The organism is Desulfofundulus luciae, assembly GCF_030813795.1.
GTDB lineage: Bacteria > Bacillota > Desulfotomaculia > Desulfotomaculales > Desulfovirgulaceae > Desulfofundulus > Desulfofundulus luciae.
Window position 1 is genome coordinate 13,452 of sequence record NZ_JAUSUX010000022.1, and the last position, 22,984, is coordinate 36,435.

General features: G+C 58.2%; 17 protein-coding genes. 3 read left to right on the plus strand and 14 right to left on the minus strand.

Annotated elements, in window-relative coordinates; genetic code table 11:
* Positions 1 to 6 precede the first annotated feature (6 nt).
* Positions 7 to 3,903, minus strand: a complete 3,897-nt coding sequence (gene addA, locus J2Z49_RS11635) for a helicase-exonuclease AddAB subunit AddA (protein ID WP_307403131.1) — start codon at positions 3,901 to 3,903, stop codon at positions 7 to 9.
* On the minus strand, positions 3,881 to 7,495 hold the full coding sequence (gene addB / locus J2Z49_RS11640; protein ID WP_307403132.1) for a helicase-exonuclease AddAB subunit AddB: 3,615 nt from the start codon (positions 7,493 to 7,495) through the stop codon (positions 3,881 to 3,883). Before addB ends, addA begins: the two co-directional genes overlap by 23 nt.
* A gap of 697 nt (positions 7,496 to 8,192) precedes the next feature.
* On the opposite strand from addB, the gene J2Z49_RS11645 reads away from it, so the two are divergent.
* The 3 genes from J2Z49_RS11645 (at position 8,193) to J2Z49_RS11655 (ending at position 11,837) form a co-directional block, all read left to right on the plus strand.
* Entirely contained in the window at positions 8,193 to 9,737 is a 1,545-nt protein-coding gene (locus J2Z49_RS11645; RefSeq protein ID WP_307403133.1) for an SLC13 family permease, read from the plus strand.
* Between the two features lie 121 nt (positions 9,738 to 9,858).
* Positions 9,859 to 10,440: a gamma carbonic anhydrase family protein gene (locus J2Z49_RS11650; RefSeq protein ID WP_307403134.1), complete on the plus strand. Its 582-nt coding sequence runs from the start codon at positions 9,859 to 9,861 to the stop codon at positions 10,438 to 10,440.
* A complete protein-coding gene (locus J2Z49_RS11655; protein WP_307403135.1) occupies positions 10,419 to 11,837 on the plus strand; it encodes an ArsB/NhaD family transporter in 1,419 nt (472 codons plus the stop codon). Before J2Z49_RS11650 ends, J2Z49_RS11655 begins: the two co-directional genes overlap by 22 nt.
* A gap of 146 nt (positions 11,838 to 11,983) precedes the next feature.
* Here the strand turns inward: J2Z49_RS11655 and J2Z49_RS11660 are convergent, their stop codons facing one another.
* The 12 genes from J2Z49_RS11660 to queA all read right to left on the minus strand — a co-directional run bounded on the left by J2Z49_RS11660 (position 11,984) and on the right by queA (position 22,972).
* On the minus strand, positions 11,984 to 12,541 hold the full coding sequence (locus J2Z49_RS11660) for a CBS domain-containing protein (RefSeq protein ID WP_307403136.1): 558 nt from the start codon (positions 12,539 to 12,541) through the stop codon (positions 11,984 to 11,986).
* 50 nt (positions 12,542 to 12,591) lie between these two features.
* Positions 12,592 to 13,821 carry an anti-sigma factor domain-containing protein gene (locus tag J2Z49_RS11665; RefSeq protein ID WP_307403137.1) on the minus strand — a complete coding sequence of 410 codons (1,230 nt, stop codon included), beginning with the start codon at positions 13,819 to 13,821 and terminating at the stop codon, positions 12,592 to 12,594.
* Between the two features lie 6 nt (positions 13,822 to 13,827).
* The gene (gene sigI, locus J2Z49_RS11670) at positions 13,828 to 14,562 is read right to left on the minus strand and encodes an RNA polymerase sigma-I factor (protein WP_307403138.1); all 735 of its coding nucleotides are present in this window, start codon (positions 14,560 to 14,562) and stop codon (positions 13,828 to 13,830) included.
* Between the two features lie 194 nt (positions 14,563 to 14,756).
* Positions 14,757 to 15,749: a cation diffusion facilitator family transporter gene (locus J2Z49_RS11675; RefSeq protein ID WP_307403139.1), complete on the minus strand. Its 993-nt coding sequence runs from the start codon at positions 15,747 to 15,749 to the stop codon at positions 14,757 to 14,759.
* Between the two features lie 433 nt (positions 15,750 to 16,182).
* Entirely contained in the window at positions 16,183 to 16,908 is a 726-nt protein-coding gene (locus J2Z49_RS11680; RefSeq protein WP_307403140.1) for a TraR/DksA C4-type zinc finger protein, read from the minus strand.
* 67 nt (positions 16,909 to 16,975) lie between these two features.
* Complete coding sequence (locus tag J2Z49_RS11685) at positions 16,976 to 17,278, minus strand: DUF5665 domain-containing protein (protein WP_121452566.1); 303 nt, start codon at positions 17,276 to 17,278, stop codon at positions 16,976 to 16,978.
* Between the two features lie 227 nt (positions 17,279 to 17,505).
* The gene (secF, locus tag J2Z49_RS11690) at positions 17,506 to 18,381 is read right to left on the minus strand and encodes a protein translocase subunit SecF (protein ID WP_307403141.1); all 876 of its coding nucleotides are present in this window, start codon (positions 18,379 to 18,381) and stop codon (positions 17,506 to 17,508) included.
* A gap of 14 nt (positions 18,382 to 18,395) precedes the next feature.
* Complete coding sequence (gene secD, locus J2Z49_RS11695; protein WP_307403142.1) at positions 18,396 to 19,643, minus strand: protein translocase subunit SecD; 1,248 nt, start codon at positions 19,641 to 19,643, stop codon at positions 18,396 to 18,398.
* 27 nt (positions 19,644 to 19,670) lie between these two features.
* Positions 19,671 to 20,330 carry an HD domain-containing protein gene (locus J2Z49_RS11700; protein ID WP_307403143.1) on the minus strand — a complete coding sequence of 220 codons (660 nt, stop codon included), beginning with the start codon at positions 20,328 to 20,330 and terminating at the stop codon, positions 19,671 to 19,673.
* 118 nt (positions 20,331 to 20,448) lie between these two features.
* A complete protein-coding gene (gene yajC / locus J2Z49_RS11705) occupies positions 20,449 to 20,736 on the minus strand; it encodes a preprotein translocase subunit YajC (RefSeq protein ID WP_072869201.1) in 288 nt (95 codons plus the stop codon).
* 75 nt (positions 20,737 to 20,811) lie between these two features.
* Complete coding sequence (gene tgt, locus J2Z49_RS11710) at positions 20,812 to 21,924, minus strand: tRNA guanosine(34) transglycosylase Tgt (protein WP_307403144.1); 1,113 nt, start codon at positions 21,922 to 21,924, stop codon at positions 20,812 to 20,814.
* A gap of 16 nt (positions 21,925 to 21,940) precedes the next feature.
* Positions 21,941 to 22,972, minus strand: a complete 1,032-nt coding sequence (gene queA / locus J2Z49_RS11715) for a tRNA preQ1(34) S-adenosylmethionine ribosyltransferase-isomerase QueA (protein WP_307403145.1) — start codon at positions 22,970 to 22,972, stop codon at positions 21,941 to 21,943.
* Positions 22,973 to 22,984: the final 12 nt, after the last annotated feature.

The window sequence follows — 22,984 nt, forward strand, 5'->3', positions numbered from 1 at the left end:
CCCCCTTTAAACCGCCACCGCCCGGTTGAGGGCGAAGAAGTAGAGGTACTTCTCCCGCACCGGCCGGCCCAGGATTTTTTGGGCCGCCCGGGCGTAGAGGTCGAGCTGGATCCGGTAGCGGCCCACCGCGTCATCCAGGTCCTTTTCAGTCAGCCGGTCGGTCTTGTAGTCGATGATCACCAGGCCTTTTTCTTCCACCAGCAGGCAGTCAATAACCCCCTGCAGGAGGATGATCTCTCCCGGCGGCACTTTATCGCTTAACTCCGGGTAAAGCTCCGGCACCTCCAGGCCCAGGGTAAAGGGCACCTCCCGCCAGAGGCGGTTATCTTTAGCGGCAGCCAGCACCCGCCTCCCCAGGTCAGTCCGCCAGAAGCGGGCGATCTCCACCGGGCGGACCAACTGCACTTCCTCCGGGCGCAGGATTTCCCGCTCCACCAGCCGGTCCAGGTGCCGGCGCACTTCCGCCTCGTCCGGAAGTGCGTCCAGCTCCATGCCCTGCATCACCAGGTGCACCACCCGGCCCCGCCCGGCACCGGTGAAGTTCTCTCCAGTGTAAAAAGCGGGCAGGTCGAATCCGGGGGGTAACTCCTCCGTCCCCGTTTCCCCTTCACCGGAACGCTTCTCCAGCAAACCTTCCCCGGGTATTTCCCCGCTCATCTGCTCCTCCAGCTCCTCCTGCCGGTGCCGCCACTCGGTAACCGTAACCTTGGAAGGCAGGTGCGAGAGCTCCCGGTGGGGACAGGTCCAGAACAGCCGCCGCCTGAGCTCACCGGTATCCACCAGTTCCGCCGCCCCACCCGGCCAGTTTTCTTCCTGCTGCTGCAGCCAGTCTCCGGGCAGCGGTTCCAGCCGCTCAAGCCACCGGGTCCAGGATGGATCCCCGGTGACTTCAGCACCGGGGCCGCCTCCTGCCCACAGCCCCTCCAGGGCTGCCGCCGGCCACAGGTGCACCTGCCAGCACCCGGTCCCGGCCGCCGCCAGCTCCCCGCCCGGGGAAAACCCGGCCAGGGCCGGGTGGCTCCACAGGGCCGGTCCCAGCCACTCTAAAGCCGACCTGGCTCCGGCCTGCAGCGAAACGCTCAGGGGCCCTTCCGGCGGCACCGCCGCCACCCGGCTCCGCCAGTTATCCACCTGCCGTTCCAGATTGCGCACGGCGGCGGCCAGGATCAGGCGCTCCCGGGCCCTGGTCAGGGCCACGTACAACAGGCGCATCTCCTCGGCCAGGGCCTCCAGCCGCAGGCGCTGCCGGATCACCCGGTGCAGGACGGTGGGGTAGCGCACACCCCGCTCCAGATCCACCACCACCGGACCACATCCCAGTTGCCGGTGCAGCAGGAAGCTTTCGGAGAGATCCTGCAGGTTGAACCGGCGGCCCAGGCCGGTCACCACCACCACCGGGAACTCCAGGCCCTTGGCCTTGTGGACGCTCATGATCCGGACCACGTTTTCATTTTCGCCCAGGGAGCGGGCGGCATCCATGTCCCCGCCTTCGTCCCGGATCTGTTCTATAAAGCGCAGGAAGCGGAAAAGCCCCCGGTAGATGGTCCCCTCGAAACGCCGGGCCCGGTCCACCAGGGCCCGCAGGTTGGCCTGGCGCACCACGCCGCCGGGCATGGCCCCCACCAGGTCGTAGTAGCCGGTCTGGCGGTACAGTTCCTCCAGCAGTTCCGCGGGCGGCAGGCGGCGGGCCAGGTCCCGCCACCCCTGGAGCCTTTTCAGGAAGCGGCGCAGGAGTTCCGCAAGCTCCGGGGCCACCCCCGGCGGCCCCTCTGCGGCCTGCTGCACGGCGGTGTAAAAGTCGCCTTCCGGGCAGGCCAGGCGGATTTCCGCCAGCCGCGCCGCATCCAGCCCCACCAGGGGCGACCGGAGCACCGCTGCCAGGGGAATATCCCGGCGGGGGTTGTCGATTACCTGGAGGGCGGAGAGTACGGTTTCCACCTCCGGGGCGTCGAAGTAGCCGCCTGCGCCGTCCGCGAAGGCCGGTACCCCCAGGCGGCGGAACTCTTCCAGGAATACTCCCACCCGGCCCTTGAGGGAGCGCATCAGCACCACCACATCCCGCCAGGTGACCGGGCGGTATTCCTTTTCTTCCCGGTCGTAGACCCAAAAATCCTCTTTGAGCACCAGCCGGTGAACCCGCTCCGCCACCCAGCGGGCCTCCAGGCGGGCCAGGTCCAGTTCATCCGGCTCCGGTTGCCCGTTTTCTTCCTGGCCGGTTGTATCCCCGGCCTTATCTCCTTCCGGAGGCCTGAAATCCAGCAGGTGGATTTCCACCGGACCACCTGCCTTACCTGCCGCGCAATCCGGATAGCCGGCTCCGGGTTGAAGGCGGGCACGCTCGTCGTAATCCAGCTCCCCCACCCGCCGGGTCATCAGCCGTTCGAAAAGATAGTTGACCGTCTCCAGGATCTCCTGCCGGCTGCGGAAGTTTGCCCGCAGCGTCAGGCGCCAGCCCGGCCCGGGTTCCTGCCCGGAAGCCAGATCCGCAAACTGGTGATAGCGGTGCAGAAAAACCGTTGGGTCCGCCAGCCGGAAGCGGTAAATGCTCTGCTTGACATCACCCACCAGGAAGCGGTTATCCCCCCGGGAGACCAGCTCCAAAAGGGCCTCCTGGACCCCGTTGATATCCTGGTACTCGTCCACCAGCACTTCCGCGAAGTACTCACGGTACTCCGCAGCCACGGGGGAAGGAAGGAGTGGAGCCCCGGGGTCCTGTGGAATTTCTCCGCCCCACGGAGATCCCTCCCCGTTCTGGGCCAGGACGGCCAGGGCATAGTGCTCCAGGTCGGCAAAGTCGGCCACAGCACGCTCCAGCTTGGCCCGCCGGTAGGCCTCACCAAACCGGAGCACCACCGCCACCAGTGCCTGGACCAGGGGGGCAACCCGGGCCAAATCACCAATCATATCCACCGGTGAACGGGAGAAATATTCATTAAACAGGACCTGCACCCGTTTTTTGACGTGATCCCGCAGTTTTTTCACCCGTTCTTTAATTTCATCTACTGCCTCTCCCCCGGCTGTTCTGGGCAGGGCCGGCCACTTTTGACCTTCTTTCAGGGCCATCTGCAGGTTTTCAAAGGAGCCTTCCACCAGCTCCAGCCAGCCCCGCACCCTGGCCAGGTCTTTCTCCAGCACCGCCGTGTACTGCCGCGGCCCGCCGGGGCCGGCAGCCAGGCGCCGGGCTTCTTCCAGGCTGTCCAGCCAGTCCTCCAGCTCCAGGCGGATTATTTCCCGCCACTGCCCGTGCCAGGGCTGCTCTTCCCAGGAACGGCCCCCGGCTCCGGCCAGGGAGTCAGCCAGCCAGTTCAGCCAGGCGCGGGGCCGGGGCAGGCTCATGGCAAAATCGTACAGGCGCAGAACCAGCTCAACCAGTTCCCGGTCGTCGCCGTGGCGGCCCGCCAGGGCCCGGGCCAGGTAGAGGAAGGGGGCTTCGGGCGGCGAGTCCCGGTGCTCCTCGTAATATTCCTCCAGAACCTCTTCCAGAACCTCCAGGCGTAAAAGAGACGCCTCGTTTTCATCCATCACCCGGAAGCCCGGGTCCAGCCCCAGCAGGTAGAAGTGGCGCCGCACCACCTCGCCGCAAAAGGAGTGCAGGGTGCCGATGGAGGCCCGGGGGACCAGGAAAAGCTGGCGTAAGACCCGGGGGCCGGCCGGCCGTTCCTGTAAAGCCCGGTTCAGGGCGGCGCTCACCCGCTGGCGCATCTCCCCCGCCGCCGCGTCGGTAAAGGTAACCACCAGCAGGCGGTCCAGATCCACCGGATTTTTTTCGTCCAGCAGGTGCCGGATGATCCGCTCCACCAGCACCGCGGTCTTGCCCGATCCGGCGGCGGCCGAGACCAGCAGGTTCCCTCCCCGGGTGGTGATGGCTTTTTGCTGCTCTTCAGTCCAGCGAGTAGAGGACAAGGCCATCTCCCTCCTCTTGAGCGGCACCCTTTCGGAGGCGCTCGCGCAGCTCTTTGGCATCTGCAACTAGGTTCCGGTAGCGGTTTTCGGGCAGCCACAGATCAAAACGGCACACGGGGCGGTACAGGCAAGCGGTACAGGCGCTATTGGTGCCTGCTTTCAGGGGGGCGATGTCCACCCGGCCGTCGATAATGCCGCCGGCGACCTTCCTGAGCAGCCCGCCCAGGACATCGAGTAGGACGCGGAACTCCCCGGGTGTGAATATGGACGCTTCCTGGCGCCTGGAAGGACGGCCGTCCTTATTAAACCCGGCGGGCACCAGGAGGGACGTTGTCCCTGCCGCCAGGGCGCGGTCCAGCAAGGAGTACAAATCGGCGCCATGGTCCACCAGCCAGCCGGATAACCTGAATGCCTTAAGCCACTCCCGGTCCAGTTCCTCCGGCGGCAGGTCCGGCTGAGCCAGGTTCAGGATGGGCCGCTGTACCTGGAAGTAAAAAGCGCCCGCCGGCAGTATGGACTGCTGGTAGCGGCGGCAAAAGGCGGCAAAGTGCTCCAGGGCCACCCACAGGTAGACCAGGAGCTGGAGATGTACCCCTGCCAGCACGCCGGGGAGGCTGAGCCCGCTGGGACCGGATTTGTAGTCGATAACCCGCAGGTAAAGGGCGTCAGCGCCCTGTCCCAGGTCCACCCGGTCGATGCGCCCCCCAAGGCTCAAAATAATCCCTTCGCCCAAGTCGAGCTCCAGGGGCGGTAAGAACAGTTGGGTCCAGAAAGGTAAAGCATTTGTTCCCGTCCCCGGAAAATCAGGCAACGCCTGCCTCCCCCGCGGACCAAAATATACCTCCAGGGCCGCGGGGCGAAAACCGCTCTTTTGCATCTGCCGTACCAGCGCCCGGGCTGAATCGTTAACCCGTTCCAGCAGTCGTGCCTTTTGCTGGCGCAACCGGGCGCTTGAGAGCAGGATGCGGTTTTGCAGCCGGGAAGCCAGGCCGTCCACCAGTTCCGCGCATATGCGATGTATATCCTCTTCCCCCAGTTCCTCCCAGGGGAGGCCGTTCTTTTGTACCCGTTCCACGAACATGCGCAGGGCCTCGTGGTATAGCTGGCCTGTATCCGGAGGCGCCAGCCGGTATACCGCCCGCTCCTCCAGCCCCAGGCCGTAGTCCAGGAAATGGGCGAAGGGACACTGGACAAACCGTTCCAGGCGGGAGACGCTGCTGAAAAGCACGTGTTTTTTCCGCTCCCGCCGGCCCCACAGTTTCAGACCCAGTTCGCGCCCCAGGGGAGGCTCCACATTGCGCCCCGTCAGGCCCGCCGTTAAAATGGAAAGCTTGTCCCGCCATCCTTCCTTTTCCAGCAGCAGGTTATATACCCGCCACCACAGGGGATGAACGGGGCGGCTCCAGGATGCCTCCCGCCAGCGCAGGGCCAGGCGGGGAAGCAATCCTGCCGGGTGCTCTACGTATTCCACGTCGGCCGCACCACCCGGCGGCTCCACCGGCAGGAACCGCGGCTGTAAATCCGGCAGCAGTTCCCGCACCCGGCGTATCACCGGCGAGGGAGTTACAGCCCGCCCCTCGCCATCCCCCAGGGGATAGCTCAAGAACAGCTTACCGCCCGTGCGGGTCAGGACCTGGTAAATCAGAAATTGCTCCTGGTGCAACCGGTCGATGGTACCGGCCGGCAGCTCCAGGTTCCTGTCACGCAGCCACATGGTTAGCTGCTCCCGTTCCCGTTCGGTGAACACCCCGCCGGTGCGGATGCCGGCGGGCAGCACCCTTTCCGTGAGGCCGGGCAGAAACAGGGCCCGCACATCCCGGGGCGGCCGGGAGCGGTCGAGGCTGCCTACGGTCACCGCATCCAGGGCCGGGGGGATCAGGGAGAGGCGCATGGCCTCAAGACCCGCGTCCAGCACACTGGCCAGCTCCGCCGCGGAAAGCTCCACTTTCCCCAGCACTTCCACCAGTTCGTCCAGCAGGCCGCTCACCAACCGCCAAACCTGGCGGTGTTCCCGGGCCAGGTCCGGCTGCCCCGCTTCTTGCGCGGCCCGGCTCCACTCATCTAGCCTCCGGGGTACTTCCAGCTCAAGGCACAGCTCCAGCAGGATGCGGGCCCACTGCCGGCCGGAAAGGCGTACGGCGCGGCCGGATGCATTTTCCCGCGCTTTTAATTGAGCGGACCGCAATTCTCTGATCGCCCGCCAGCGAATGCGGTTGATCTCTTCCAGTTCCGGCGGCGGGGACGCCTGCCGCTGCCCGTCCTCGCTCCAGGTGCGGCCGGGCAGGTAGCTCCAGGGCTCCTGGCTGTACCAGCGGCTGCCCCGGATCCCGGCGGCCAGGACGTAGTTTTCCAGCCGGTCCACTTCCCCGGCACTTACCCGGGCCAGTCCCGTTTTTAGAAAGCGGAACACGGGCTCGTAAGCCCAGTTTTTCTGCCATACCTCCAGGGCCGAACGCAGCAACTCCACCAGGGGGTGGTGGATCACCGGCTGCTGGTGATCGATAAAAAAAGGGATTTCGTAGTCCGCCAGCATTCTCCGGAACAGGGGGAAATAAGCATCCACGTCCCGTACGGCCACCATGATCTGCCGGGGGCGCAGGCCCTCCTCCCGCAGCAGCCGCCGGATGGCCCGGGTTACCCCCTCCACCTCGGCCCGCAGGTTCACCCCGACCAGCAGGCATACCTTATTTACAGTTCCGGCATAAGGAACGGTGGGATAGCTGAAAAAGTGGCGCTCCAGGTGGGCCAATTCCGGAGCCTGGGCCAGGCGCCAGGTACCATCTGGTTGGAGAAACTCCTCCCGCACCGCCACATTGGCCTTGCGGGCTAAACGCACAAGGCGCGCCCGCGTTTCCCAGGGTTTGACAAAGGGATCGTGCTCCTGCGGGCGCCCGGTGGCTAGGGCCGGATCAAGGCAAAGGGTTACGGTTATTTCCCGGGCTTTGGAAAAAAGCGCCTCTAATACCGCGTATTCCTGCGGGGTAAAGGAAGAAAAGCCGTCCACCCATACCCGGCAGTTGTTCAAAAAAGCAGCGCTGGAAATCTGCCGGGCCAGCAGGTCCAGGTAATCATCGGGATCGGTAAACCGCCCGGCCAGCTTTTCCCCCAGCCGCCGGTAAACCAGGCACAGGTCTTTGAGCTTTTGCCCCATCTGGCCATCCTTGCCGGACGCCAGTTCTCCCAGGTCTTCCGGAGCAATCCGGTGCATTTTCAGTTCGCCAATCAATTCGGATAAAGAAGTAAGAAAACCCGGCCGGTTGGCCAGGGAACCCATAAGGCCAAGGTTTTCCTTTTCTTCCATCAAGATGTTTTTAAGCATCATCCGCCGCCCCAGCTCACTAACGGGCAGGCGGGCCGCGCCGCCCGCCTCCCGCAGCACCCGGTGGGCCAGCCGGCGAAAGCTGTACACCTGCGCCCGCAGGCTCCCTCCCCGGGCGGCTAGTTCCCGCTCCATGTTAAAAGTGGCCTGGGCCGGAACAATCAGGAGCAAAAGGGGACCCAGGGGTTCCCTTTCCAGCTCCGCGCGAACTTCCATCAGGCAGCGGTGGGTCTTGCCCGTCCCCGCCCGTCCCAGTAAAAGACGTAAGCTCATCCCCTATCCCTTCTTTAAGGTTGCTACCTGGCTATTCCTCTTCCATCATTCTAACCGAAATAAATGCCCCCTGGCAATTCTGGAATTTGTTTGATGGAAACGGCCCTAAACCGGTCAGGTATTGTCACCACGAAGACAAAAAAATTTTTCCATCAACCTAAAACTTGTGCTTGATTTCACGCAGTTCCTGTGCTATGATGGGAGTGACAAAAGTTGCTTAAATTGTCAACACACTTGTCCTAAAGGCAGTACCTCAGGCCTTGAAAGGCGGCGAAAGGACAGGTGGCTTTTTAAACCTCGCCTTAGTGCATTCATTCACAACTTAAATGTGTCTTATCTCACATTCATAATTCAGAACTTAAAACGCAAGCCTTTCTGGAGTTTTTCCTCAACTGCAATTCAAACGATCAAGCACCAATTGACGCAAAACTTACCCGGCTATGCACTTTCTGTTACATGGCTTTTTCACACCCACAATAGTACATAAGTTCACAATTTGTCGGGAATACGGCACGAAGGGGGTGGCGGGAGCTCTGTCTGGCTGCACCAAATTTTCAGTGACAATGGGGAAATGCAAGCAGGGATAAGTGTATGCAGGTTCTTTGATTAGTTCGTATATCTCCTCAAACAAGTTTGGCATACCGGGAAAATGGCTGGTCCTATCTTCTGGGGTCCTTGCTTAAAAGGAGGGGTTTTCATGGCCAAAACTTTAGAAGATATCACCGGGCGCGCCCGGTCCCAAACCGCCGCCCGTCCTTCAGAGGCGGCCAGACCACTTGAGTTGCAAAAAGAACTCAAATGGGATTTAAGGCGCACCGTATTTATCGCCCTTGGCCTGGGACTGTTTTTCCTGCTTTACTTCTTACCCCCGCTGCCGGTAGCCGTGGATCCGGCGGGCAAAGAGTTCGCCCTTTCCCGGCAAGGTCAACTGGCCATCGGGCTGTTCCTTTTAGCCGGCATCTGGTGGGTGTTCGAGGTTATTCCCATCGGGGCTACCGCCCTGGCCATCGGTATCTTCCAGGCTTTATTTGGCATCCGGCCGGCCGACGTTGCCTTCAGGGATTTCATGGATCCGTCGGTATTATTCATCCTCGGTTCTTTAATGGTCGGCCTGGCTTTTACCAAAGTGGGCCTGACCAGGCGGCTGGCCTTTAAGATGCTGCAGATCACCGGTGAAAACACGAGAATGATCCTTCTGGGAGTTTTCGTGGTTACCGTTATCCTGACCCTTTTCATGGCCCACACGGCCGTAGCCGCCACCATGTTCCCCATTTTAATGGCCATTCTGGGGCTCTACGGCACCAGAGAAGGTGAAACCAGCCGGTTCGGCAAGGCCCTGTTCATCGGCATGGCCTTCACCGCCGGAGCGGGCAGCCTGATTACCTTGCTAGGAGCCGCCCGGGGTGTAGTGGCCCTGGGGTTCTACAAGCAGATTACGGGCCAGGAAATCAGCTTTGCCCGTTATACTGAGGTCATGGTCCTTTACGGCTTCGCCATGATGCTCTTAATCTGGCTTTTGATGATCATCTGGTTCAGGCCGGAAAAAGACCGCATTGCCGGTCTAAAGGAAAAGGTGAAAGAACTCTCCGCCAGCCTCGGCCCCCTGACCAAACAGGAAATCTTTGTCGGTGTAGCCGTGGCGGTAGTGGTAGCTCTTTTGGCTTCGCAAAACTTCATCCCGGCGCTGAAAAGCCTGAACAAGAGCGCCATTATGCTCACGCTGGGGTTACTGTTCTTCCTGACCCGCTTATTTACGGTGGAGGATCTGGAAAAGCGGATTCCCTGGAATATCGTCCTTCTATTCGGCGGAGCCATGTCCATCGGCTTCTGCCTGTGGCAGACCGGGGCCGCCCAGTGGATGGCCGTACACTGGCTGGGCATGTTTAAGCAGGCTCCCTGGTTGATCTTCGTGCTGGCCATCTTCTTCCTGGTAATGGTTATGACCAACTTCATCATGAACGTGGCCGCCATTGCCATCACCCTGCCCGTGGCCCTGATCATCGCCAAATACCTTGGGGTCAACCCGGAACTGATCCTGTGGACCTCCCTGGCCGCGGCAGGATTGCCCTTCTGCCTGCTGGTGGGGGCTGCACCCAACGCCATCGCCTACGAGTCCAAACAGTTCACTGCCGGTGAGTTCTTCGTTGCCGGCATCCCTGCCAGTATTATGGCCCTTGTACTGCTGGCCGTGTTTGCCCTGACCGTCTGGCCGCTCCTGGGTGTGCCGGCACTGGTAAAATAAGCTGGTAAAATAAAATCAGCACTAGTAAAATAAAAACAAGGTGTCGGGAGCGGGACGTGTCGGAAGCGGGCCAGACGCACGTACACGGCGGGCCCGCTTGCCTCAAAAGGAGGAACACAAGATGCTGCAGAAGGCCCCGATGGTCGGCTGGAAACCCGGGGGTTTCCCCGTGGTGAGCGCGAATGCATTTATTCATGAAACTGCGGTTTTAATGGGAGACGTGGTAATTAAAGATGGGGTTGCCGTATATCCCCTGGCAGTGCTCCGGGCCGATGAAGGATTTCCCATTGTCATCGGCGAATACAGCAATGTTCAGGATGGTGTGGTCATCCATTGCCTTAAAGGCGGCAGCGTAACCGTGGGCCAGAGGTGCAGCCTGGCCCACGGGGCGATCATCCACGGGCCGTGCGAAATCGGGGACGAAACTTTTGTGGGGTTCAGGGCCATGGTGGTAAAAAGCCGCCTGGGTCGGGGGTGCTTTGTCGGTCATGGGGCTCTGGTAAACGGTGTGGAAATACCCGACGGCAAATACGTACCCAGCCTGGCCGTGGTGACCACGTCAGAGCATGCGGCTGCCCTGCCGGAGGTCTCCCGGGAACAGCTGGAATTTGTCAGGGAAGTGTTTTCGGTCAACCGGGAGCTGTGCGATGCCTACTTAAATCTCCATAGGAGGGGTGAACCTTGTCCGAGCAAACCCAGGTAATCTTTGCCACGGCCGTCTTTTTGCTCACCTACGCCTTGATTGTTTCGGAAAAAATCCACCGGGCGGTGGCCGCACTGGTGGGAGCAGCAATACTGGCCCTCACCGGGATTTTGAACCCCGAAGAGGCGACCCATGCCATTGACTTTAACACCATCGGCCTTCTGGTGGGCATGATGATCATCGTAGGCATCACCCGCCAGACGGGTGTCTTTGAATACCTGGCCATCAAGGCGGCCCGCCAGGCCAGGGGTGAGCCCCTGCGCATCATGGCCGCCCTTTCCCTGGTTACGGCAGTACTCTCGGCTTTTCTGGACAATGTGACCACGGTGCTGCTGATCGTCCCCGTCACCTTTGCCATCGCCGGCCAGTTGCAGATCAGTCCCATACCTTTTCTTATTGCTGAAATCCTGGCATCCAACATTGGCGGCACGGCCACATTGATCGGCGACCCGCCCAACATCATGATCGGCAGTCAGACCCACGTTGGGTTCATGGATTTCGTCATCAACCTGACGCCGGTAATTGCAGTTATCTATATACTAACAATTTTCTTCCTGCGCCTGATCTACCGCCGCCAACTGGTAGCCCGCCCGGAACTGCAGGAAAAAATTATGCTCTTAAATGAAAGGGATGAAATTAAGGATCCCGTTTTATTGAAAAAGTGCCTGGTAGTGCTGTTACTGACCATTGCCGGATTTGTCCTGCACCAGTACCTGCACCTGGAATCCAGTGTCATCGCCCTTTCCGGGGCCAGCCTGCTGCTGCTGATTACCCGGGAGGATCCCGAGCACGCCCTGCACGCGGTGGAATGGCCGGTAATCTTTTTCTTTGTCGGTCTCTTCGTAGTGGTGGGAGCGCTGGAAAAGGTGGGGGTTATTGAAGCCGTGGCCCGCTTCTCCCTGGAAGTCACCCGGGGACAGCTGGTGCCCGCGGCCATGCTCATCCTGTGGATCTCCGCCCTGGCCTCGGCCTTTGTGGATAACATCCCCTTCGTGGCTACCATGATCCCGCTCATACAGGATATGGGGCGCCTGGGTGGAATAGCGGACTTGAACCTGCTCTGGTGGAGCCTTTCCCTGGGGGCGTGTTTGGGGGGCAACGGTACGGCCATCGGCGCTTCCGCCAACGTGGTGGTCATCGGCATGGCGGAAAAGAGGGGCCACCCCATTTCCTTCCTCGGCTACATGAAGGTGGCCTTCCCGCTCATGATCATGTCCATTGTGGTATCCACGGTCTACCTGCTCTTCTGGCACCACTACCACGGGCTGGTATCCCTGGTGGGAACCCTGGCAGCGGCAGCCGTACTGGGGCTGGTTACAACTCTCTTGAACAACGTTCTCTACCGCTCGGAAAACCGGCCTGCAGCCAAAGTGCTGTCTAAGTACAGGGAGGCGTAAAAAAGTATAAGGAAACACCATACGCCGCAGGGCCAGCGGCCGGGGACGCCCGCCAATCACGGTATATCGTTGCGTAAAGGAATAAGCAAACACAATATACCCGCCTGAAATGGCGGGTTATTTTTGCCCGGTCCTTTATTGTTTTTTTACCCGCCGGTGACGATCCTGCTCAGTTCGAGAAAAAGCTCCTTGTCGCGCAGGAGACCTACCACCCGGTTCTTTTCCTCCACCGGCAGGATTTCAAAACCGCTTTTGGATATAAGGTAGACCGCCCGGCTCAAAGAATCCCAGGGTTTTAGCGATACGGGAAAGGGACGCATGGCCTCCCGCACTTTTCTTCTGGCCATTTCTTGACCGCGTGAGGTAAACAGGCCGATATAGGAAGGGGGCTCTTCCTGGGGGAAGGAAATTGACCATCCGGCATAAGATTCCCTTTGGGGCAGTGGCAAGTGGGCCAGGGCCAGCAGGTGGTCAACTTTTAATAATCCAACGGGGACTTTTCCTTCCAACACCACCAGGGGTGGAATGGCTCCTGCCCGTGACTGAAGGGCAACTCTTTTCAGCAGGCAAATGGCATCCTTTAGGCTATCATCCGCAGGAATAGTCCGGCAGGTTTCCAGTGAAACCATTAATTCCTCCACGGTTTTTTCCCGTTTAAATGACCTGGCCAGGACATCGCCGGCGGATTGTACCAACGCAGGCATCTTGAATCCCCCCTTACCCTGCTGCTGGTAGTGATCCAGGTAACTACATTCTACCACTTTCGCCGGCTGCCTGGCAATGCAGCTTTATCACTGTTTTGGTTGTTATTTCTATCTTTGCTATCTTTTAACTCTTTGTCATGGCGAAGGTCCTGATCACGACCTGTGGTGCCGGAAAGGTCTTTGTTATCACGAAGGTCTTGATTATCATTATCATACAGGTCTTTACCATCTGGCTCCCCGTTCTTAATGTTGCGTTCCTTGATGCCATTATGTTCCTGATCATAGCCATGCGGAGGAACTCCCTGGGTACGCAGGCCGGGCAGTTCCCGGGCATCGTCAGGTAAAACCGGTTTAACAGGGCCACTTGTTTTTTGCTCCGGGGCACCGGCACCGGGGTGCACCCGGGGGGTTTTATCCTCCGTTATGGAAACCCGCTCAAGACCTTTGTTATTTACCGAACCGGGTAAACGATGATTACTCCTGGCTTCAGGACCCGGTTGGGAAACCGGTTTGGGCAGATCCACCCACCCGGTATAGCCGTGTTTGCCCAGCACTTCCCCGATCACTATACCCTTCTCTTTCTCAAGGCTGGCCATACCTTCCCGCTTTAACTCTTCCAGGCCAATATCCAGGCCCTTTTTGCTCCCCTCCACGTGGATTAGATAACGGCCCGTGGACAGGCCGAACTTGCGGGCCTGCCGGCGGATCTCCGGTGTAGCAGTTTCCACCACCACCTCGGCCGGCACTCCCGTCGACTGCAGGGACTTAACGATGGTTTGGTATATCTTCCCCGGCTGCAGAGCCGGCTCCTGTCCATTTTTCGCGGTAATGGTGGTCAGCACGACGTTGTTTTGAGAAGGAAGGAGATAGTTGGCCTGGACCGCCCGGGTAAGGATGGAATCAATGGCCTCTTCCACGGGACGGCCAAGAACTGCGGCCCGGGACAGCAGGATTTCTCCTGCGGCATTCAAGCCTTTAGCCTCACACACGTACTCCCGCCGATCCAGGGTCATTTCCACACTTGGGTTGATGTCCATGGAAACATAGGCCACCGCCTGGGTCAACCAACCATGATACAGAAGACCTGCACCCAGGAAAATCAACAGGCATGCGGCGGCCATTAAAGACTGCCAGAAAATAGCGCGCCTGCGTGGAATATAGCAAATCTCTTCACCCAGACGCACTCCACCGGCGGGCAGGGGAATTTCCCGGAACTGCGCGTCCCGGGTGAGAACGACACATGTTTTGGCCTTGATCTCCACGACGATGCCGGTAATCATTTTTCTTCAATCTCCTTTACCGCTGGTTCTTAAATAATGACAAAGGTATAAAAATTCATGGCAATTACGCCATAAGAGGGCCATGGCAATGATATATTTACGGCCCCGCTCCAGGGTTTTGCGGTGCACACCGGTAACCAGGGAAAGCTCCTTCAAGGGCAATTTTTTTGTTTTCATCAGGTGTTCGAAAAGGGAATCATCGGCAGCCAGGAGACGGGAAACTCCCAGCAAAACCCGTCGCGCATCCTGATGCCTGGGTGCACAGCGTACCAGTTCGGAAAAGGAGATCTCAAATTCGGCCAGGATTTTAGCATAGTCCCTGATCTCTTCTTCCCTTTCCCGGGCTGCCTCCCGGGCAAGGTAATCCTGCCAGGCCAGCGATGACTCAAGGGGGCTGACGGATAGATCCTCCTGTTCACTGTTCAGTGACCCGGCCATGTGGGCGGACGCCCTAGCTTCCTTACGCAGGTAATCAGTAACACGGCTCTTAATCATGAGCCGGGCAAAAGCTAAAAAGGGCACCTTCCGGTCCTCTTCGTAACGGTCAATGGCTTCATTAAAAGTAATGAAGGCAATGCTCAGCTCGTCATCAAAACCCCATTCCAGATGCCGGCGGCAAAGCCCGGCAGTAACCCGGGCTATAAAGGGGCGGCACTCAGCCAGCAATCTTTCCCGGGCCGTACCATCCCCTGACCTGGCCAGGGCAAGGAGGTGATCTAAATCCTCCACCGGCAGCACCATCCTTCAGGTCCTCATGATTCACCCCCGGTCTGCCCACCGTCTATTACTTTTATTACTACGCGGCAGCCGCTCTTTTTGGGGGAGCATGAGGGCTGTGATTTAATGGTAACGATAAAGGGGTGCAGGATTTTTCCTTCACCCCTTTTACTAAAATATTCGACTCCAACGGGCTCTTTTCCTGCCTGAAGATGTTTTCAGCCACTTTCACCACCTTCAGGCGCTGTCCCATCCGTATCCAGAGCACAGGCGCGACATTCCTCACAGCTGCGTTTTTGAGTGGTGGGGGTCAGGGAGACATGCACCCGGCAAACATGACAATCGCTTGTGCCCGGACGGCAGGGTTCGGTATGGATAAGTACGCTGGCTCCGGCCAACTGCCGGCAGATGTCGTCTTCGATGGCGTCACAGAGCTGGTGCACCTGGGCGATGGGACGGTAACCGGGAACCACCAGGTGAAAATCTATGTAGCGGTCCGAACCCGCCCGGCGGGTACGCAGGTCGTGGAACTGAACAAATTCACCGGCATAGGAGGTTAGAACCTGCCGGATTAACCGTTCTTCATCGTCGGGAAGGCGGGCATCAACAATGCTGCCCCAGGAACCCCGCAGGAGATCATAAGCCGCTTTGAAAATGAAGAGGGAAACGACCAGGGCGATCAGGGGATCCAGGATGTACCAGCCGGTCAGTTGAATGGCCAGCATGGCCATAAACACTCCCGCCGAGGTGTAGACATCGGTACGCAGGTGCCAGGCATCGGCTTCCAGGGCCGGGGAACCGGTGTACCTGGCGGTACGCATCAAAAGGCTGGAAATGACCAGGTTGACGGCTGCCGACAGCCCCATCACCGCCATGCCAAGGCCCAGGTGGTGCACCTCCCGGGCGCCCAGGAGTTTGGGAATGGACTGCAGCACGATCATGATCCCGGCAGCGACAATTAACAGCGCTTCAATAATGGCAGCCACATTCTCAAACTTACCGTGGCCGTAATTATGCTCGGCATCAGCCGGACGGGAGGATTGTCGCACCGAGGCATAAGCAATGAGCGCCGCCGTCAGGTCAAGACCTGAGTGCAATGCTTCAGAAATAACTGCTACCGAATTCATAGCCAGACCAACAGCCAATTTGCCGCCGGTGAGCAGGGTATTTGAAATGACCGAAAGCCTGGCGATCTTTACTTTATCGTCCAAGCCCACCACTCCCATAAAAAACAGACCCGGGGGCATCATCCCGGAAGCCGAAATGAAGTCCCGCGGGTGAAACCGTTACCTTAAAAAGGGCCGGCCTGCTGATTCGTTCCGGTTGTATATCGATAGTATAGCACAGTGCTCCTTTTAAGGGCAACGGGGGACAAGAAAATTTCCCGGCCTGTAAATGTTCAGCGAACCCGGTTGGATGCGGCGCTGTCCTCGCTCACTCCAGTGCTTCGCGTAAGATGTGCACCGCGGTTCGCTTCGGGCCGCCCAGTACTCACAGGTGAAGGATTGCCTTTGCGGAAGACATATTGCACATGCTCGCTATCTGTACTTAAAGAAATCATTAATTCAGTGAGTGCTGGGCCGCCTTTTTCATCCTCTGTTTTTTTCGTACGGGTGATGCCGTTACCCACAGCGGCATTTACACTTAGCCGTGAGGGGAACTGTCCTCCTCCTTTTTGCTGTGCTCGATGCCCACATCGATGCGTTCGGAGGGTGCGCTTTCGTCATCATAGCCGCGCCGGTTCTCGTAAATCACCCCGTCATCGCCTATTTCGTACGGGATGTTTTCTACCTCTTCCACGTACCCCCGGTCCTCCCCGGCCAGCTCATTGGGGCCGTAGTAAGCCCCGGCTCCAGCCTGCCCGGCGTGTTCAAAATAACGCGCCACCTCCTGCCAGGAGTCTTCCAGATCATACATAACACTATCCATGTCTTTTTCAAAGCTGGTCTGGTAAAGATCCTTAATGATTTCCTCCTCTATGGGACGGTAGGAGCTAACCGGGCGCTTTTCATCCTTCAAGCGACAACGATAACAAACGGTAGTATAGGGAATGGCCTCCAACCTTCCGGGATCAATGGTTCCCCCGCAGATATCGCAGGTGCCGTATGTGCCCCGGTCAAGCCTGGCCAGCGCTTCATCAATGGCGCGGATCTTGATTTTGGCATCCTCCCGCAAGGCGAAATCCTTGCTGCGCTCAAACATTTCCGTGCCGATGTCGCCCGGGTTGTTGTCGTAAAGGGACAATTCACCAATGGAATCGGCCATGGAAGTGGCCAGGCCACCCTCATTTATGCCTTTAATCAGCCCCATCTGTCTTTGTTTTTCTTCTTCCAGGCGGCGGCGTATCCCCGCCAGTTGTTGTGCATCCACCATGAATCCTCCTTTGGCTCCAGCACTTGTGCGCATGGGGTGGCTGGTGTCGGCTGGTGCCCTTCCTTTAGGGGCCGCCCAGGCGGCTCTGGACAATGGCCACAATCTCGGCGATGAAACCGCCGATTACCGGCAGGTTGAGCATCACCAGCCGCTGCAAAATCATAATCAGGATGGCCCCCAGCAGGGCAAAACCCACCGCTACCCCCACACCCCGGGCCAGGCCGGAAAGAAAATTAACGTAGAGCAGCCTCCCGGGCTGTTCTAAAAGCTGAACATACTCGGCCAGTTTCATCTTTTCCATGTTAATGGATAGCTCGGTAATTTTGTCCCGCAGGGCTTCCAAAATGCGCCTTTCCCTTTCATCCACCGGGACCAGCCTCCCGTGAGCATGGTTTAATTTTAATTTTCCCCGTGCGGTCGATGCTAAACAAAAAACTTTCATTCCCTGGACGGGGCAAAAATAAAAAGCGGCGGTATTTTGCCACCGCTTTGTACAACTGCAAGATTACTTTTATTTTAGAGAAGTGTTCAGTGACCCGGCTATGGTGCCGATAGTAGCGGGTTTACTGAACAATTACATTTTAGTGAACCCGCCTAAGCGCGGGCTTCCTTTACTTTGGCCCGCTTTTCCAGGAGCTTGAAGTCCACCCACAGGGGGCTGGCGTTGAAGATGGAGGAATAGGCACCGCTGACCACGCCAATGAGCATGGCCAGGACAAAGTTGCGGATGGTGCTGCCGCCCAGGAAATAAAGGGCCACCAGCACAAAAACTACGGTCAGCACCGTGTTGATGGACCGGGTCAGGGTTTGCCACAGGCTGGCGTTAACCACATCTTCCAGGCATTCCCCTTTTTTGCGGGCCAGCATATTCTCCCGGATGCGGTCGAAAATAACAATGGTGTCGTTAATAGAGTAACCGATAATGGTTAAGAGGGCCGCCACAAAGGAACTATCGACTTCAATCCGGAAAAGGGAAAAAATACCGGTAACGACCAGGGTATCGTGCAGGAGCGCAATAATGGCCGCAATTCCCTGCTTGAACTCAAAACGAATGGTGATGTAAATAACCATTAGCACCGAAGCTATCAACAGGGCCAGGATGGCCTTGGTGGTCAGCTCCCGCCCGATGGTGGGACCTACCGATTCGTTGCGCAGCATGGTATTTTTGCCCAGGCCGTTCAGAGCGGCCACCAGCTTTTCCTGCTCATCCTGGGTCAGGTGCCTGGTGCGAATGATATAATCGGAGGTACCGCTTTTCTGAATACCCCGGCTGATCTCCAGGCCCTGGGCAGCCACCACCTGCCGCACCTTTTCCACCGGCACCGGCCTGGCAAAGCGGACCTCCAGCAAGTTGCCGCCGGTAAAATCAATGCCGAGATTCAACCCCTGAAGCATAAGGGAGATCAATCCGGGCAAAATAACCGCGATGGATATGGCATACCAGATTTTCCGCAGTTTAATAAAGTGCATTTTCCTTCAACCCCCTATGCCCCGTAAGCTTTTGCATTTTTTACCAGTCCGCTGGCGGCCACCAGGTGCAGCAACCACCGGGTTACGCTGATGGCCGTAAACATGCTGGCCACAATACCGATACCAAGGGTCACGGCAAAGCCCCGGATGGGACCGGTGCCCAAAAAATAAAGCACCAGGGCGGCAATGAGGGTGGTGGCGTTGGAGTCGAAGATAGCGGTAAAGGCCCGCTTGAACCCGGCATCAATGGCCGAGCGCAAACTCTTGCCGGTCCGCAGCTCCTCCTTCAGCCGCTCGAAGATAATCACGTTGGCATCAACGGCAATGCCCAGGGACAACAGGAAGGCGGCGATGCCCGGCAGGGTCATGGTCACATGCAGGCCCACATAAATAGCCAGGACAATCAGGGCGTAGATCAGCAGGGCAAAATCGGCCACCAGTCCCGGCAGGCGGTAGTACATAACCATGAAGATCAATATGGCCAGCACACCCACCACTCCGGCGTGCTCGGATTTTTTCAGGGAGTCTGCCCCCAGGGCCGGCCCAATGGCCCGTTTCTCGGCAATCTCCACTTTTACCGGCAGGGCACCGGAACGAAGCAGGACGGCAATGTTATGAGCTTCCTCCAGGGACTGATAGCCGGTGATCTGAGCTTTGCCATTTGGAATGGCCTCCTGCACCACCGGGTTTTGCAGTACTTTGCCGTCCAAAATAATGGCGATATGCCTGCCCACGTTGGCTGCCGTAGCCTCGGCAAATTTTCTGGCTCCTTGTGGATTAAAAGTAAGATCCACTTTCACCTGACCGGAAGCAGGGTCCTTGGATTCGATGGCATCCTTTAAGTCGGCTCCGGTTACCACCGTCTTGCCGTCCTCGGTCTTGAACTCCAGGTAGGCCGTCTTTACTATTTCACGCACGGCTTTTTCGGGATCAATATTACCGGCCAGCTCTACAATTAACCGGCGTTCCCCCTGTTGCTGAATGACCGGTTCGCTCACCCCGAACTGGTTCACCCGGCGCTGAATTACGGCCATCAGCTGCTTCATTTTGTCGGGGGTCACTTTTGCCTCGGGTGTATCCTGGGCCTCAAGTACCACATGGACGCCGCCCCGCAGGTCCAATCCCAGGACAGCGTCCTTGATCAGAGGCAGGTATTTCCCCAGGTAGGGGTTTTGCTGCCAAACCGGAGCCACGGCGGCCATCGTGGCCAGGGACACAATAACCACTATAACTGCCAAAATTAAAATCTTATTCCACTTCATTGCCTGCTTCTTTCTCCTTTCAATGCACTAAAGCAACTTGGAACCGTTTATGATCAGCTCAAAATTACACTGCAAAAAGTTGGCTGCCCGCCGGCAAAGGGTCATCCGGGTAAGGAAGATCTCAAAATACTCCATTACCGGGCAGATATTAATGTCAATGGTGAGATCCATGGTAATGGTGCGTTTTTCCCTGTCAACCCAGATAAAGGCATGCTCCACGGCATAGTTTACCCGGTCGTGTATATCAAAGGTGGCAAAGTCCTGGTTGCGCACCCGGGAACGGTGTACGTCGGACTTATCGGCCACAATCAGGGCCGCCGCCACATTGTTGACCGGCTGGCCGTACTGCTCCTCGTGATTGGCGATGGCCGAAATTACCGTGGCTATCTCATCTGGGTGCATGCCCATGCCGTTCAAAATAGAAAAGGCCAGAACCGCCCCGGAAATACCATGGTCGTTCCTGCTGACTACATTGCCTATGTCGTGCAGGTAACCCGCGATGGCCGCCAGTTCGGCTTCCCTTTCGGGGTACCCCAGCCGTTCCAGGATACTACGGGCAATACTGCTCACCAGGTTTAAATGCCGGTAGCTGTGCTCAGTGAAACCCATTACTCCCAGGTACTCGTTGCCCTTGCGGATGAAGCTGTCCACGATCGGGTTATTTTTGATATCTTCCAGGGTAATCAAAGAATTCCCATCTCCTTAACCATAAAAACCCACTTAAAACTTACGCCAGGCATTTTAGCCAATAACATGTTTACGGAGAAAAAGAGTAGGAATGGCCTACTCTTCCAGGAAACCAGGGCTATTTTTCCTTTTCCTCTTCTTCCTCCCGTGGTCTGACCTGGGCAACGGCATTTTTCAAGATCTCAATCCGCACATTGTCCGCCACCCGTACCACCAGGGTATCATCCTTTATCTTTACTATGGTACCATAGATACCGCCTATCGTCACAATGGGATCGTTTACCTTGAGGTTACGGATCATTTCCATGTGCTTTTTCTGCCGTTGCTGCTGGGGGCGAATGAGCAGGAAATAGAGCAGGGCAAACAGGGCTACAATGTAGAGCAACGAAACAACCTGCTGGTTCATATGAGTCCTCCTTTCTCCTGAGAAGTTATTATTCGTGCCGGAATGGCAATTCCCTCTTAAGATGGGGAGAAAAATTTAATTTTTGTTCCAGCGCGCCAGAAATGCCTCCTTATAATCGTAGAAGTTGCCTTCCAAAATGGCCCGGCGAATGTTTCTCATCAACTCGAGAACAAAATGCAGGTTATGGATGGTGGTGAGGCGAATGCCCAGCACTTCGTTAGCCTTAATGAGATGGCGAATGTAGGCCCGGGTAAAGTGCCGGCAGGCATAACAATCGCACTCCGGGTCCAGGGGGCGAAAATCCCGGGCATACCCGGCATTGCGGACCACCAGTTTCCCGTCACGGGTGAAAACAGTCCCATTGCGGGCAATGCGGGTAGGCAGAACGCAATCAAACATATCCACCCCCCGGGCCACCCCTTCCAGCAGGCAGTCGGGCGACCCCACGCCCATCAAATACCGGGGCTTCTCCCGGGGCAGCAGGGGAACGGTATAGTCCAGAACCTGATACATGATATCCTTAGGTTCCCCCACACTGAGCCCCCCGATGCCGTATCCGGGAAAATCCAGCTCTACCAAATCCTTTGCACTTTTTTCCCGCAGGTCCCGGTGCACCCCTCCCTGAACAATGCCAAACAGGGCCTGGTCCTCCCGCCGCCTGGCTTCTTTACAACGCAACGCCCAGCGGCTGGTCCGTTCCATGGCTTCCCGCGCTTCTTCATAGGTGCAGGGATAGGGGGCACACTGGTCAAAGGCCATGGCGATATCCGAACCCAGAGCTTCCTGAACGGCCATCGCCTTTTCAGGGCTGAAAAAGTGCTCGCTGCCGTCTATATGGGAACGAAACCAGACGCCCTCTTCTTCAATACGGCGCAGAGACGCAAGGCTGAAAACCTGAAAACCACCGCTGTCGGTGAGGATAGGGCCGGTCCAGCCCATGAAGCGGTGCAGCCCCCCGGCCTCCCGGATCAGGTCGGCGCCGGGACGGAGGTACAGGTGATAGGTATTGCTCAAGATCAGCCTGCCGCCCAGGTCCCATACTTCCCGGGGAGTCATGGTTTTCACCGTGGCCTGGGTACCCACGGGCATAAACACCGGGGTTTCTACGTCCCCTCGAAGGGTATGGAGAACCCCCGCCCGGGCCCCGGTGCGGGCATCTTCCTTGATGATGGAAAAGCTAACGGTCACGGATCTCTCTACCTCTCTAAAGAATCAGCATGGCATCGCCAAAGCTGAAGAAGCGGTAGCGCATTTCCACCGCCGTGCGGTAGGCGTGTAAAATCTTTTCCCGGCCCGCAAAGGCGCTGACCATCATTAAAAGGGTGGATTTAGGCAGGTGGAAGTTGGTCACCAGGGCGTCCACGGCCTTAAACCGGTAGCCGGGATAGATGAAGATATCCGTCCACCCCGTCCCGGGCCGGATTTGCCCGTCGGTGTCCGCCACCGTTTCCAGGCACCGGGTGGTGGTCGTGCCCACGGCCACCACCCGCCCACCCCGGGCGCGGGCCACATTTATGGCCCGGGCGGCTTCTTCAGTAACCTCGTAATATTCGGCATGCATGTGGTGCCGGGTGATATCCTGGACCCTCACCGGCCGGAAGGTGCCCAATCCCACGTGCAGCAGCACCCGGACCAGTTGCACTCCCCTGGCTTCAATCCTGTCAAGCAATTCCGTGGTAAAATGCAACCCGGCGGTGGGAGCCGCGGCGGACCCCTCCTGCCGGGCGTAAACTGTCTGGTAACGTTCGGGATCTTCCGGGTACTTTTTAATGTAAGGAGGCAGGGGCATCTTGCCCAGCCGGGACAGCACCTCCTCAAAGGGGAGAGCCGAGGTAAAGGACACTACCCGCCCACCCGTCTCAGTCACATCCTCCACCAGACCCTCGGCCAAGCCGTCGCCAAAGATCAGGCGGGTACCAGGCCTCAACCGCCGCCCCGGCCGCACCAGCGCCTCCCATCGCCATTCGTCCAGCGGCCTGAGAAGTAGAACCTCTACTTCTGCCCCGCCCTGGGCTTTGCAGCCCGTCAACCGGGCCGGAATAACCCGGGTATCATTAACCACCAGCACATCCTGTGGTGAAAGGTACTCCACGATGTCCCGGAACAACCGGTGTTCCATTCGGCCATCATCCCGGAACAACACCATCAAGCGGGACTCATCCCTGCGGGGAGCAGGGTCCTGGGCTATTAGTTCTGGCGGCAGATCGTAATCAAAGTCACTCAATTGTAAGCCCAAAAAACCATCACC

What these genes read in the sequence shown, in the direction of transcription:
- addB (WP_307403132.1), bottom strand. Translation starts at nt 7,495, where the DNA reads ATGAGCTTACGTCTTTTACTGGGACGGGCGGGGACGGGCAAGACCCAC.
- J2Z49_RS11645 (WP_307403133.1), top strand. Translation starts at nt 8,193, where the DNA reads ATGGCCAAAACTTTAGAAGATATCACCGGGCGCGCCCGGTCCCAAACC.
- J2Z49_RS11650 (WP_307403134.1), top strand. Translation starts at nt 9,859, where the DNA reads ATGCTGCAGAAGGCCCCGATGGTCGGCTGGAAACCCGGGGGTTTCCCC.
- J2Z49_RS11660 (WP_307403136.1), bottom strand. Translation starts at nt 12,541, where the DNA reads ATGCCTGCGTTGGTACAATCCGCCGGCGATGTCCTGGCCAGGTCATTT.
- J2Z49_RS11665 (WP_307403137.1), bottom strand. Translation starts at nt 13,821, where the DNA reads ATGATTACCGGCATCGTCGTGGAGATCAAGGCCAAAACATGTGTCGTT.
- sigI (WP_307403138.1), bottom strand. Translation starts at nt 14,562, where the DNA reads ATGGTGCTGCCGGTGGAGGATTTAGATCACCTCCTTGCCCTGGCCAGG.
- secF (WP_307403141.1), bottom strand. Translation starts at nt 18,381, where the DNA reads ATGCACTTTATTAAACTGCGGAAAATCTGGTATGCCATATCCATCGCG.
- secD (WP_307403142.1), bottom strand. Translation starts at nt 19,643, where the DNA reads ATGAAGTGGAATAAGATTTTAATTTTGGCAGTTATAGTGGTTATTGTG.
- yajC (WP_072869201.1), bottom strand. Translation starts at nt 20,736, where the DNA reads ATGAACCAGCAGGTTGTTTCGTTGCTCTACATTGTAGCCCTGTTTGCC.